General features: G+C 63.2%; 10 protein-coding genes. 5 read left to right on the top strand and 5 right to left on the bottom strand.

Annotation, left to right across the window (positions count from 1 at the left end; translation table 11 throughout):
* Positions 1-112: 112 nt before the first annotated feature.
* The 4 genes from NOX35_RS05450 to polA form a co-directional block, all read right to left on the bottom strand.
* Positions 113-1,018, bottom strand: a complete 906-nt coding sequence (locus tag NOX35_RS05450; RefSeq protein WP_256495994.1) for a dienelactone hydrolase family protein — start codon at positions 1,016-1,018, stop codon at positions 113-115.
* 132 nt (positions 1,019-1,150) lie between these two features.
* Complete coding sequence (locus tag NOX35_RS05445) at positions 1,151-1,462, bottom strand: AzlD domain-containing protein (protein WP_182285882.1); 312 nt, start codon at positions 1,460-1,462, stop codon at positions 1,151-1,153.
* Positions 1,459-2,139 (bottom strand): AzlC family ABC transporter permease, encoded by a 681-nt coding sequence (locus NOX35_RS05440; RefSeq protein WP_198424709.1) that lies wholly within the window; start codon positions 2,137-2,139, stop codon positions 1,459-1,461. The genes NOX35_RS05445 and NOX35_RS05440 overlap by 4 nt, the downstream gene beginning before the upstream one ends.
* Before the next feature lie 215 nt (positions 2,140-2,354).
* Positions 2,355-5,168 (bottom strand): DNA polymerase I, encoded by a 2,814-nt coding sequence (gene polA / locus NOX35_RS05435; protein WP_182285881.1) that lies wholly within the window; start codon positions 5,166-5,168, stop codon positions 2,355-2,357.
* A gap of 100 nt (positions 5,169-5,268) precedes the next feature.
* On the opposite strand from polA, the gene NOX35_RS05430 reads away from it, so the two are divergent.
* From NOX35_RS05430 to NOX35_RS05410, 5 genes are all read left to right on the top strand, one after another.
* A complete protein-coding gene (locus NOX35_RS05430; RefSeq protein ID WP_003076753.1) occupies positions 5,269-5,631 on the top strand; it encodes a hypothetical protein in 363 nt (120 codons plus the stop codon).
* A 112-nt stretch (positions 5,632-5,743) separates the two neighbouring features.
* Complete coding sequence (locus NOX35_RS05425; protein ID WP_182285880.1) at positions 5,744-6,700, top strand: homoserine kinase; 957 nt, start codon at positions 5,744-5,746, stop codon at positions 6,698-6,700.
* Positions 6,701-6,811: 111 nt separating this feature from the next.
* Positions 6,812-7,642, top strand: coding sequence for a BPSS1780 family membrane protein (locus tag NOX35_RS05420; RefSeq protein WP_182285879.1), 831 nt, complete (start codon positions 6,812-6,814; stop codon positions 7,640-7,642).
* 133 nt (positions 7,643-7,775) lie between these two features.
* Positions 7,776-8,996: an ISL3 family transposase gene (locus NOX35_RS05415; protein WP_256495992.1), complete on the top strand. Its 1,221-nt coding sequence runs from the start codon at positions 7,776-7,778 to the stop codon at positions 8,994-8,996.
* Positions 8,997-9,188: 192 nt separating this feature from the next.
* Positions 9,189-11,192, top strand: a complete 2,004-nt coding sequence (locus NOX35_RS05410) for a PhoX family phosphatase (protein ID WP_182285878.1) — start codon at positions 9,189-9,191, stop codon at positions 11,190-11,192.
* Positions 11,193-11,259: 67 nt separating this feature from the next.
* Here NOX35_RS05410 and NOX35_RS05405 read toward each other — a convergent pair whose 3' ends face one another.
* Positions 11,260-13,743, bottom strand: a complete 2,484-nt coding sequence (locus NOX35_RS05405; protein WP_256495991.1) for a UvrD-helicase domain-containing protein — start codon at positions 13,741-13,743, stop codon at positions 11,260-11,262.
* Positions 13,744-13,808 lie beyond the last annotated feature (65 nt).

The following is a 13,808-nucleotide window of genomic DNA, read 5'->3' as shown; positions in this document are numbered from 1 at the left end:
ATCCCCATACCGTCAGCCCCGGATGCACATGCCGTGCATGGCATGCCGGGATTTCTTTCACCTTAGCAAAGCTGTCAAGCCCCCCGGGCAGAAAACTTCAGCGCATGAGGCATCAGGCCACGCCATGCTGGTTGAACCAGGTCAGCATGCGCATCCAGCCATCCTGCGCGGCCTGCTCGCGGTAGCTGGGTCGGTAGTCGGCATGGAAGGCATGAGGCGCCTCGGGGAAGATCACGAACTCCGAGGCCCTGGCTGGCGCAGACCCGGTCTTGAGCGCAGCCTTCATGGCTTCGACCGACTCCAGCGGAATGCCCGTGTCCTTGCCGCCGTACAGGCCCAGCACCGGCGCCTTGAGCTGCCCCACCAGTTCCAGCGGATAGCTGGGCTGCAAATCGCTCTTGTTGCCCTGCAGACGCCCGTACCAGGCAACGCCGGCCTTGATCGGCGCATGCGCGGCATAGAGCCAGGTGATGCGCCCGCCCCAGCAAAAGCCGGTGATGGCCAGCTTTTTGACATCGCCGCCCTGGGTACCCGCCCATCGCACGGCGGCGTCCAGATCCCCCATGACCTGGGCATCGGGCACCTTGGCGATCACCTCGCTCATGAGCTTGGCCATTTCGGCATAGGCCATGGGATCGCCCTGGCGCACGAACAGGTCGGGTGCTATCGCCAGATAGCCGGCACGTGCCAGACGGCGGCAGGTGTCGGCAATGTACTCGTGCACGCCAAAGATTTCGGAGATCACCAGCACCACGGGCAGATTCTGCTTTCCCGCAGGCATGGCCCGGTAGACCGGCAGCTTGAAGCCTTTGACATCGATGCTGACCTCACCTGCCGTCAGGCCGTCGACCGGGGTCTTGATGGCCGACTGTGCCATGACCGGGCCGGCAGCGCAGGCATAACCCACGCCCAGACCGCCCCCCAGGGCCGCACGCAAGGCCGTGCGGCGGCTGGGCTGGGCATCGGCGCGACCACCGAGCAGCCCCTGCATATCCTGAGCGATGTCTTCGTACTTCATGGATCCTCCTTGGGATGATGGAATTTCAGAACATGTTGACGATCTCCAGCCAGCCCGGCTCGCACAGCAAGCCGGGCTGGCCAAGCAGTCTAAGGCCAGTGCGTTTCAGGCACCCAGAACATGTTGACGTTCTCAGACCAGCCAACGCAGCAGCGCCGCTGCGGCCGCGCCCAGAATCACCACCAGCAAGAATGGTGCCCGCAACCACAGGGCCAGCGCCGCCACCAGCAAGGCCGCCAGGCGTGCATCGAGACCGATCTGCGTGCCGCTGGCCAGGGTGTTCATCACCGTCAGCGAAGCCAGCAGCGCCACCGTCAGACAGGCCGCGATCTGGGCCATGCGCGGGCTACGCATCCAGCGTTCGGGCAGGCTGTAGCCCAGCAGCTTGGTCACAAAGGCCAGCGCACAGGCCAGCAAAATCCATTGCCACAAAGACAGCGTCATTGCTCGGCCTCCGAGGGGCGCACCCAACCCCAGAAGGCGCCCAGGGCCGCAGCCAGCAGGATCGGCACGCCTGGGGGCACCCAGGATATGGCCAGGGCCGTGACCAGCCCGCAGGCCAGCGCCAGCGCCACCGGCTCGCGCGCATTCAGGCGCGGCCAGAGCAGGCCGAGAAAGGCCGCCACGGCAGCCCCGTCGAGACCGAAGCGGCGCGTGTCGCCCAGCGCATTGCCCATCAGCGCGCCCAGCAAGGTGAACAGATTCCAGAGCGCAAACACACCCGCCCCGGCGACCCAGAAGCCGCGCCGCTGCTCGGCCAGCTCCTCCTGCCCCGATGCCGTGGCCGCAGATTCGTCGATGGTCCAGTGCGCGGCCAGCCAGCGCTGCAGCCCTTTGACGCCCAGCAGACGGCTCATCTGCATGCCGTAGATGGCATTGCGCACGCCCAGCAGCGAGGCCGCGCTCACGGCCGCCATGCCGCTGCCGCCACCCGCAACCACGCCGATGAAGGCGAACTGCGAACCTCCCGTGAACATCAGCGCGCTCAGTGCCATGGTCTGCCAGAGGCTGAGGCCGGCCGCCACGGACAGCGCACCGAAGGAGATGCCGTACAGCCCCGTTGCCACCGAAATCGACAGCCCCATGCGCACGGCGGGCGTCATTGCAAAGCCTTTGAACAAGATGTTTCCTGGATCAAGCTAGAACAATTCAGGAGCTGGCAGCGCTTGTGAACAAAGCATTTCAGGTCAAAAATAACCTGAAGTGATTTTTCAGAAAGCGCAAGCAGCTCTCTTTTTTTTTAAGGGGCCACCTCGGCAAAACCTAGGCGCCCCCGGGACGAAAGCGTATCAGTGCGCCTTTGGGTAAAAGCTCAATGCGCTTTTTGGTGAAAAGCTCAATGCGCTTTTTCCCAGCTGCTGCCAAAGCCGATCTCGGCCAGCAGCGGCACGGACAGATCGGCCACGCCGGCCATGATGGCCGGTATCTCGGCCTGCACCCAGTCCCTGGCGGACTCGGGCAGCTCGAACACCAGTTCGTCATGCACCTGCATGATGACCAGCACCTCGGGCTTTTCGGCATCCAGCCTGGCCTGCACGGCCACCATGGCCTTCTTGATCAGATCGGCCGCCGTGCCCTGCATGGGGGCGTTGATGGCGGCGCGCTCGGCCGCTTTCTTGCGTGGGCCGTTGCCGCCGTTGATCTCGGGCAGCACCAGGCGGCGGCCGAACACGGTCTCCACATAGCCCTGGGCGTGGGCCAGCTCCACGGTCTGGTCCATATAGCGCTTCACGCCGGGGTAGCGCTGGAAGTATTTGTCGATATAGGCAGCCGCCGCCTTGGTTTCGATGCCCAGGTTCTTGGCCAGGCCGAAGCTGCTCATGCCGTAGATCAGGCCAAAGTTGATCACCTTGGCATAGCGGCGCTGCTCGCTGCTGACCTCGTCCACACTCACGCCGAAGACTTCGGCGGCCGTGGCACGGTGCACGTCCAGGCCGTTCTTGAAGGCACTCAGCAGGGCCTCGTCGCCCGAAAGATGGGCCATGATGCGCAGCTCGATCTGCGAATAGTCGGCGCTGGCAATCAGCTTGCCCTCGGGGGCCACAAAGGCTTCGCGCACGCGGCGGCCTTCGGGCGTGCGCACGGGAATGTTCTGCAGATTGGGGTCGTTGCTGGACAGGCGCCCCGTCACCGCCACGGCCTGGGCGTAGTGGGTGTGCACGCGACCGTCGATTGGCAAGGCCATCTGGGCCAGCTTGTCGGTGTAGGTCCCCTTGAGCTTGGACAGTGAGCGGTGCTCAAGCAGCTTGGCTGGCAGCGGATAGTCCTCGGCCAGCTTTTCCAGCACTTCCTCGTCCGTGCTGCGCGCGCCGGTGGCGGTCTTCTTCACTACGGGCATGCCCAGCTTGTCGAAGAAGATCTCTCCCAGCTGCTTGGGCGAGGACAGGTTGAAGGGCTGGCCCGCAATCTCGTAAGCCTCTTCCTCGAGCTTGAGGATGCGTGCGCCCAGATCATTGCTCTGGCGCGCCAGCTCGCCCGCGTCGATGCTCACGCCATTGCGCTCGATGCGGAACAGCGCTTCGCTGGTCTGCATTTCCAGCTCGTAGATATGCAGCAGCCCGGCATGGGCCTGGATGCGCGGCCACAAGGTGTTGTGCACGTCCAGCGTCTGGTCGGAGTCCTCGCAGCTGTATGCAGCGGCCTTGTCCACGGGCACCTGGGCAAACGGAATCTGGCTCTTGCCCTTGCCGCACAGGTCTTCGTAGCTGATGCCGCTGCGGTTCACATGGCGCAGCGCCAGGCTGGTCAGATTGTGCGGGCGGTCGGCTTCGAGCACATAGGACTGCAGCATGGTGTCGTGCGCATAGCCGCGCACGGTGATGCCGTGATTGGCAAACACATGCTGGTCATATTTGACATGCTGGCCCAGCTTCTTGCGGCTGGCGTCTTCCAGCCAGGGCTTGAGCCTGGCCAGCACCCTGTCCATATCGAGCTGCTCTGGCACATCCATGCCCTCGTGACGCAGCGGAATATAGGCAGCCTCGCCCACGGCCACGCTGAAGGAGATGCCGACGATGCGGGCCACCATCTCGTCCAGCGAATCGGTCTCGGTATCCAGCGCGGTCAGCTCGGCTGTATTGATCTTGGCCAGCCATTCATCGAGCTGCGCCTCGTCGAGAATCGTGGTGTAGAGCACATCGCGCTGCTGGGCCGCCACGGCGACCTCGGTCGCCGCCGCGTCGTCGGCATCGAACAGGCCGCCCTGGGCGCTATCGACCTTGGCGGCCTTGCCTGGCTTGGCCGCCCTGGCTTCGGCCGCTGCGGCGCCCAGGGTGCGCACCAGCCCCTTGAAGCCGTATTTCTCGTAGAAGGGCGCAAGCGCTGCGCTGTCGGGCTCGGCCAGCGTGATGGCATCGAGCTGCGGCAGGCCGCTGATATAGGAGGACAGATCGCAATCGGTCTTCATGGTCACCAACTGGCGGCTCAGCGCCAGCTGACCGCTGGCAATCGCATCGCGCAGGTTCTGACCGGCAACGCCCTTGATGCCTGCCGCATTGGCAATCAGATTGTCCAGGGAGCCGAACTCCTCCAGCCACTTGGCAGCGGTCTTGGGCCCGACCTTGGTCACGCCGGGCACGTTGTCCACGGTGTCGCCCACCAGCGCCTGGTAGTCGATCATCAGTGCTGGCGGCACGCCGAACTCTGCCGTCACCCCTGCCACGTCGCGCTTCTTGCCGTTCATGGTGTCGATGATGGTCACATGCTCGCCCACCAGCTGGCTCAAGTCCTTGTCGCCGCTGGAGACGATGACCTGTATGCCCTGGGCCGCCGCGGTCTGCGCCAAGGTCGCAATCACGTCATCGGCTTCCACGCCGGGCACGGCCACCACTTTCCAGCCCAGCAGCTGAACCACCTCGTGGATGGGCTCTATCTGGCTGCGCAAATCATCGGGCATGGGCGATCGCGTGGCCTTGTACTCGGTATACATCTCGTCGCGGAAGGTCGGGCCCGAGGCATCGAACACGCAGACGGCGTAATCGGCCTGCACATCCTTCCTCAGCGCCTGCATCATGTTCACCATGCCGCGGATGGCGCCCGTGGCCGGGCTGGCCGGGTCGCCTGGAATCGCCCGCAGATCGGGCATGGCATGGTAGGCGCGGTAGAGGTAGCTGGAGCCGTCCACCAGCACCAGGGTCTTGGAATTGCTCATACCCCGGATTGTGCACGCGTGCCCGGCTCCTGCGGTCTGCAGCCCAAAGACGGGCTGCGCCTGGTGGGACAATTCGAAGTCGCCCTACAATCTATGCATCATGCGCGCTGCACCACTTTTCATCATCCTGAGCCTGGCTGCCGGATCCGTTCTGGCCCAGTCCCCCACTCCTGCTCCGGCCAATGCCGTGGTCGCTCCTGCGCCCCAGGGTCAACAGGACAACGCGGCGGCGACCGGCAAGCACAACCAGCGTATCGAACATATCCGTGTGGAAGACGCCGGCAGCCGTGTGGATGAAACCCGTGTCGGCGGTCAGACCCAGAGCATCACCGTGCAACCCAAGGTCGGCTCCATGCCCGAGTACGAGGTGCAGTCCAACGACGGCGCCCGCGCAGCCCGCAACCGTGACAACAACAGCGGCGACACCACGGGCACCCGCGTCTGGAATTTCATCAAATTCTGAAGCGCGGCGCGCTTCCCCCCATTCATGACAGGGCAGTGCTTCACTGCCCTGTTGCATATAGACACCTTCTCCCCGCTAGTTCGGTCGGTCGCCCCAGACCGGCGTATTCACCATGGCTGTTTTCACCGAAGTTTCCGATAAAGATGCGCGCGAGCTGCTGCGCCGCATGTCCCTAGGCTCGTTCAAGGAATTGCGCGGCATTCAAGGCGGCATTGAAAACACCAACTACTTTCTGACGACCGACCAGGGAGAGTGGGTGCTGACACTGTTCGAGCGCCTGAGTGCCGAGCAGCTGCCTTTTTACCTCTACCTGATGAAGCATCTGGCACAAGCCGGGATTCCGGTGCCGGACCCGCAGGGCGAGACACGCAGCGGCGACATTCTGCTCAAGGTGTGCGGCAAGCCCGCATCCATCGTCAACCGCCTGGCCGGCAAAAGCCAGCTGACCCCGGCTGCCGTGCACTGCGCTGCCGTGGGCGAGATGCTGGCGCGCATGCATCTGGCCGGTCAGGACTACAGCCGCCAGCAGCCCAATCTGCGCGGCCTGCCCTGGTGGAATGAAACCGTGCCCGTGGTCCTGCCCCATCTGGGCGAGGAAACCGCCGCCATGCTGCGTGCCGAGCTGGCCTACCAGAACCATATCGCAGCCTCGGCCAGCTATGCGGCCCTGCCGCGCGGCCCCATCCATGCCGACCTGTTCCGCGACAACGTGATGTTCGATGGTGACCGGCTGACCGGCTTTTTCGACTTCTATTTCGCAGGCGTGGACACCTGGCTCTTCGATCTTGCGGTCTGCCTCAACGATTGGTGTATCGATCACGCAACAGGTGCACATGATGCCGAGCGCGCCAAAGCCATGCTTGCGGCCTACCAGGCCGTGCGTCCGCTGACCGGGGCCGAGCGCGAGCTGCTCAACGCCCAGTTGCGTGCCGGCGCCCTGCGCTTCTGGATCTCCCGCCTCTGGGACTTCCATCTGCCGCGTGAAGCCGCACTGCTGCAGCCCCACGACCCCACCCACTTCGAGCGTGTGCTGAACCAGCGCATCGCTCATCCGCTGACGCTGGACTGAGTACCAAGCAGCTAATTGCGCCGGGGCTTTTGATGGCCCCACTCAGCCGTCTCGGGTACAGTGCAAGAAGCGACTTTTGCACGCTCTCGCAAAAGTATTTCAGCCTCTTCCATGAAACTTCAAATCGTTCCACCCGGCACCGGTCTGCAATGGGTGCTGCAGGGTCTGCGCACCTTCAAAAGCCAGCCTCTGGCCCTGGCTGCCCTGTTCTTTCTGGGCATGGCCAGCATGTCTCTGATCTCGGCCCTGCCGCTGATCGGCCCCGTCATTGCACTGGCACTGCTGCCCTGCATCTCGCTGACCATGATGGTCGCTGCATCCGAAGCCGCCCACGGCCGCAAGCCCACTCCTGCGCTGCTGCTGGTGGCTTTTCGCTCCGGCAGCCAGCATCTGCACTCCATGCTGATGCTGGGCGGCCTGTATGCCGCAGGCTTTTTGCTCATCATCGGTGCCTCCAGCCTGGTCGACGGCGGCACGTTTGCCAGCGTCTACCTGGGCCAGACTCCCATGACCCGCGAACTGGCCGAAGAGCCCGAGTTCCAGTCGGCCATGTGGCTGAGCATGTTTCTCTACCTGCCGCTGTCGCTGGCCTTCTGGCATGCACCGGCGCTCATCCACTGGCATGGCATCAGCCCCGTCAAGTCGCTGTTCTTCAGCTTTGTCGGCTGCATTCGCAATATCGGTGCCTATCTGGTCTTCGGTGTCTGCTGGATCGGCGTGTTCATCGTCTCAGGCATGGCCCTGGCCATCGTGACCGGCATACTGGCCATGCTCATCGGCAGCATTGCCGGTGGCCTGATGGTGGCAACGGCACTGATGCTGGCAGCCATCTTTTTTACCTCGATCGTGTTTACCTTCCGTGACAGCTTCAGCCCGCCCGATGACGACCAGACTCTGATTGACTCCTCGTCGGCCACAGCGCCGCCATCATCGGATTCCTAAGCTCGAGCACTCCCAGCACCAGCCCCGGCCCCAGGTCGGGGCTTTTTTATGGTTCATCGAGGAATTCCGTGGAGATGAGCCCGTTCGTTTTGTAATCTGACGGCTGCGAAGCTGACATCGGAGAACAAATCAAATGCTGGACTCGAAGTTATTGCAGGCTCTTGGCGGCTGGGAGGGCTACGAGGTTGAACGTGTGCAGTGGCCCCAGGGCGATAGCCGCACCGTGTCGATCTATCTGAAGCCGCAGGCCAGCATCATGCATTGCGAACGCTGCGGTGCGCAGTGCAGCCAAGTCCATGAGACCACGACACGGCGCGTGCGCGATCTGGCACTGTTCGAGTACAAGGTGGTGCTGCATGTGCCGCGTCGGCGTCTGTGGTGCGATAGCTGTGGTGGCCCGCGCCTGGAGAAACTCAGCTGGCTCGGTCGCTACCAGCGCGTCACAGACCGTCTGGCACAGGCGTGCAGCCAGTTGCTTCGCAGCAGCAGCATCAAGGCAGTCGCGGCCTTCTTCGATCTTGGGTGGCACACGGTCAAGTCCATCGACAAGGCCTTATTGCTGGCCACTACCGCGCAGCCGCAATGGGAGCGGATCGAGTACTTGGCAATGGACGAGTTTGCGTTGCACAAGGGCCATCGCTACGCCACAGTCGTCGTCGACCCCATCAGCCGGCAGGTGCTGTGGGTGGGGCAAGGGCGCTCACGCGAGACGGCCCGCCAGTTCTTCGAGCAGTTGCCCGTTGGCGTTGCCCAGCGCATTCGCGCGGTTGCTATCGACATGACTACTGCCTACGAGCTGGAGATCCAGGCCAACTGCCCCAACGCCGAGATCGTCTATGACCTGTTCCATGTCGTGGCCAAGTATGGCCGGGAGGTTATCGACCGAGTGCGTGTCGATCAGGCCAACTTGCTGCGCCAACAGCCCTTGGCGCGCAAGGTGCTCAAGTCCAGCCGCTGGTTGCGACTGCGCAATCGCAACAAGCTGCAGGCTCAACAAGCAGTGCAGCTCAAGGAGCTGCTGGCGGCCAATGAGCCATTAATGGCGGTATACGTCTTGCGCGATGAGCTAAAACAGCTGTGGTTTTACCGTCGTCCGGCTTGGGCGCATCGCGCCTGGCAGCACTGGTGTGAGCAAGCGCGCCAAAGCGGTATTACAGCACTGAGCACCTTTGCTCAGCGCTTGCAAAGCTACCTGCACGGGATCATCGCCCGATGCCGGCATCCGTTGAACACAAGTGTTGTCGAGGGCATCAACAACACCATCAAGGTCATCAAGCGCCGGGCTTATGGCTACCGCGATCAGGACTATTTCTTTCTGAAGATTCGCGCAGCCTTCCCCGGTAATGCGCGATGAACCTTTTTTATGGGCTGAACAAAGGCCCGCGCCAGCAGATCATTCATCCCGGCGTCATCAAGCCGCCACGGCACTGTCATATTCGTTTCCTAGGATTCGCAGGACTGACCAAGGCATGCATCTCATGTCCTGGCATTCATCCAATTCAGCGCGGCCCCAAGTCTGCGCTTCACCCCACACTGCGAAACTCTCATGGCACAAAATCTGCTCAGCCGTCGTAAGGCCCTGCAACTCTTTTCCGGCGCTCCTCTGCTCCCACTGGGTTCGGTCGTGTCCGCATCCAGCCTGCTGGCCGCATGTGGTGGTGGTGACGATGACAACACAACGCCGACAACGCCTCCTGTCACCAAGAACTATGTTTCCGCCACCTTCACCAGCATGGCCGCGCCTACGCTGAGCACGCCTGCCAATATGGCGACCATGTATGCGGCCTCGCAGCTCAAGGTCGCTTTCGACGACAAGAGCGAGCAGGTCTACGACCTGGGCTATCAGCCCTTTTTCGTGACCGGCGACATGGTCTCCGACGGCAAGGGCGGCCAGCTGCTGGCCGGCGGCTACTACGACATCTACAACAACAAGATCATCGACAAGACCGTCTCCGGCAAGGAGCGTCACTTCTTCTCCGACTCGCCCGATGGCACCTCGCTGCTGACCGTGCCCAATGCCAAGGTGGACGGCGTCAAGGGCAAGCCCGTGTTTGCCGTGGTGCAGTTCGAGTACACCACCTGGGCCCAGGACGGCACGACCGATATGTACGGCAAGCTGCCTTCTCCCATCGCCGTGCTGACGCTGGACCAGGACCAGAGCACCGGCAAGCTGAGCCTGGTGAAGTACCACAATGTGGATACCTCCAAGGTCCACGGCCTGTGGATCACCTGCGGCGCCAGCCTCTCGCCCTGGGGCACCCATCTGTCGTCGGAAGAGTACGAGCCCGATGCCTTCAGCATCGGCACCAACACCATGTTCCAGGCCTATAGCCAGAACCTCTACGGTGACTCCAGCAAGGCCAACCCCTACCACTACGGCCACATGCCCGAAGTGATCGTCAACGTCGACGGCACGGCCACCATCAAGAAGCATTTCTGCATGGGCCGCATCTCGCACGAGCTGGTGCAGGTCATGCCCGACCAGCGCACCGCGCTCATGGGTGACGACGCCACCAACAGCGGCTACTTCGTCTTCGTGGCAGACAAGGAAAAAGACCTGTCCTCGGGCACGCTGTATGCCGCCAAGGTTGGCGCCGGCTTCTCCATCGACCCCGCTGCCAAGAGCGCCGCGCCGCTGACCTGGATCAAGCTGGGCTCGGCCACCAGCACCGAGATCGAGAACCTGGCCAACACGCTCAAGCCTACGGACATCCTGACCGTGTCCAAGACCGACCCCAGCGACTCCAGCTACACCAAGATCGTGGCCAACGGCAAGACCGAGTGGATCAAGATCAACCCCGGCATGGACAAGGCCGCCGCCTTCCTCGAAACCCATCGCTATGCCGCCTTCAAGGGCGCCAGCCTGGGCTTCACCAAGATGGAAGGCACGACCGTCAACGCCAAGGACAAGATTGCCTACTCCGCCCTGCAGAACGTGCAGTCCTCCATGGTGGCCGGCAATGCCGCCAACGTGCCTGGCAACGGCGTCTCCGTGCCCAAGCAGCTGGTCGCCGGCGTGGTCATGGCGCTGAACCTCAAGGGCGGCCAGAAGGACACGACCGGCACGGCCATCAACAGCGAATGGATGCCCGTGGACACGGCGCCCCTGCTGGCTGGCGAGGATCTGCTGGACAGCGACGGCAAGACCCTCAAGGGCGACGCCCTGGGCAACACCGCCAACCCCAACAAGATTGCCAACCCCGACAACCTCAAGTTCTCGGAGAAAATGCGCACTCTGTTCATCGGCGAGGACAGCAGCCAGCACGTCAACAACTTCATGTGGGCCTACAACGTGGACACCAAGCAGCTGTCGCGCGTGCTGTCCGTGCCCGCAGGTGGTGAATCCACCGGCCTGCATGCCGTGGACGAGATCAACGGCTGGACCTACATCATGAGCAACTTCCAGCACGCTGGCGACTGGGGCGGCATCCACGCCAACGTCAAGACCCAGCTGGATCCGCTGATCAAGGCCAACTACAAGGACAAGTTCGGCTCCGCCGTGGGCTACATCACGGCCTCGCCCGCCCAGATGAAGCTCAGCGCCAAGTAAGCGCCAACGCCTCATAAAAAAGCCGCCTTCTACAAGGCGGCTTTTTACTGGGCAAAGGCGCCATGCCTCAGTCCACAATCGTCAGCTTGGCAATCGCCAGCGCCAGCCACTTGGTGCCATGGCGGCCGAAGCTGACCTGTGCGCGCGCATCGTCACCCGTGCCTTCCACCGCCAGTACCTTGCCCTCGCCGAACTTGTTGTGGAACACCGCGATACCGGCCTTGATGCCATGCGCAGGCTCGGCCTTTTGCTGTGGCACCGGCGGGCTGGCAAAGACTTCGGTCTGCTTGCCGCCCCAGCCCGAGCCCGAACCGTATTGACCTCCAGCCCTTGATCCCCAGGCACCACCGGCGCCTGAAGAAGGCGCAAAACTGCCAAAGCCGCTCTGCCTGGGCGTGATCCACTTGAGCGCCTCTTCAGGCAGCTCGTCAAAGAAGCGGCTCTTGACGTTGTAGCGCGTCTGGCCGTGCAGCATGCGCGTCTGCGAATGGCTCAGATACAGACGCTTGCGCGCACGCGTGATGGCCACATAGGCCAGGCGCCGCTCCTCCTCCAGGCCGCCACGATCCATCATGGCGTTCTCGTGCGGGAACAGGCCTTCCTCGACGCCGCCAATGAACACGGCATCAAACTCCAGGCCCTTGGAGGCGTGCACGGTCATCAGCTGCACGGCATCCTGGCCGGCCTGGGCCTGGTTGTCGCCCGCCTCCAGCGCCGCATGCACGAGAAAGGCCTGCAGCGGCGACAGCGTCTCGCCGGTGTCGGCATTGACCATGGAAGCCGCCGTACCGGCCGGCGCCCTGAGCGCCTCGTCCAGCAGCGGCTGATTCGGGTCCAGCCCCTGGCTGACCGGCGACTGGCTCAGCTGCGGCGCATTCTGCTGCTCGTCCAGCGGCATGGCTACGGCATCGCGGCCAAAGCCTTCCTGGGTCACAAAGCTCTCGGCAGCCGTGACCAGTTCCTGCAAGTTCTCGATGCGGTCCGCGCCTTCTTTCTCGTTGCGGTAATGCTCGATCAGGCCGCTTTGCTCTTCCACGGTCTCGATGATTTCACGCAGCGTGCGCCCCTGCGTCTGCTCGCGCAGCACATCGATCTGGGCCACAAAGCCCTGCAGCTTGGTGCCGGCCGCGCCGCCCACGGCGGTGACGGCGTCGCTCAGCGAAGTGCCACTGCTGCGCGCCGTGTCCTGCAGGACTTCGATCGTGCGCGCGCCGATGCCGCGTGCGGGGAAGTTCACCACGCGCAGGAAACTGGTGTCGTCGTGCGGGTTCTCCAGCAGGCGCAGATAGGCCAGGGCGTGCTTGATTTCGGCACGCTCGAAAAAGCGCAGGCCGCCATAGACGCGATAGGGAATGGCGGCATTGAACAGCGCCGACTCGATCACCCGGCTTTGCGCATTGCTGCGGTAGAGCACGGCGATTTCCTGGCGCGTGAAGCCGTCGTTTCTGACCAGCTGCTTGATCTCGTCGACCATCCACGCGGCCTCGGCCAGATCGCTGGGCGCTTCGTAGATGCGCACGGGCTCGCCCGGGCCCTGGCTGGTGCGCAGATTCTTGCCCAGGCGGTTGCTGTTGTGGCTGATCAGCGCGTTGGCGCAATCGAGGATGTTGCTGAAGGAGCGATAGTTCTGCTCCAGCTTGATCTGGTGCCTGACTTCGAACTCGCGGATGAAGTCCGCCATATTGCCCACGCGCGCGCCGCGAAAGGCATAGATGCTCTGGTCGTCGTCGCCCACGGCAATCACGCTGGCAGCCGACTCGTAGCGCCCGCCCACATCGTCGCCCGCCAGTTGCTTGAGCCACTGGTACTGCAGCTTGTTGGTGTCCTGGAACTCGTCCACCAGGATATGCTGGAAGCGGCGCTGGTAATGGTGGCGCAGATGGGCATCGTCACGCAGCAGCTCGTAGCTGCGCAGCATCAGCTCGCCGAAATCGACCACACCTTCTCGCTGGCATTGCTCCTCGTAGAGCTGGTAGATCTCGACCTTTTTGCGGGTGTCCGGATCAGTGGCCACGACATCGCCGGGGCGCATGCCCTCTTCCTTGCAGCCCGCGATGAAGTACATCAGCTGCTTGGGCGGAAAGCGCTCGTCATCGACATTGAACTGCTTGCACAGGCGCTTGATGGCCGAGAGCTGATCCTGGGTGTCCAGAATCTGGAACGCCTGAGGCAACTTCGCGGCCTGATAGTGGGCGCGCAGCAGACGGTTGCACAGGCCGTGAAACGTGCCTATCCACATGCCGCGCACGTTGTAGGGCAGCATGGCCGACAGGCGCGTGAGCATCTCCTTGGCGGCCTTGTTGGTGAAGGTCACGGCCATGATGGAGCCGGGCGTGGCCTGCCCGGTCTGCAGCAGCCAGGCAATGCGCGTGGTCAGCACGCGCGTCTTGCCCGAGCCGGCACCCGCCAGAATCAGCGCATGGCCCGCAGGCAGGGTCACTGCGGCCAGCTGCTCATCGTTGAGGCCGGTCAGCAGGGGCGAGTGAGAGGCGAGGTTGGCGCCGGAATTTGCACCGTCTGGCGCGGAGTCAAGCAGGTCGATCGGGAACATAGCCCCCCATTGTAGAAATGCTGGCGACTCCCTGCGACTTGCTGCTGCTTTCGCGGCATCATGCT

The sequence above is a fragment of the Comamonas sp. C11 genome (genome assembly GCF_024496285.1).
In the GTDB taxonomy this organism is placed as follows: domain Bacteria; phylum Pseudomonadota; class Gammaproteobacteria; order Burkholderiales; family Burkholderiaceae_C; genus Comamonas; species Comamonas testosteroni_F.
Note: the sequence above shows the minus strand (reverse complement) of the source record. Positions and strands in the feature narration are given on the sequence as shown.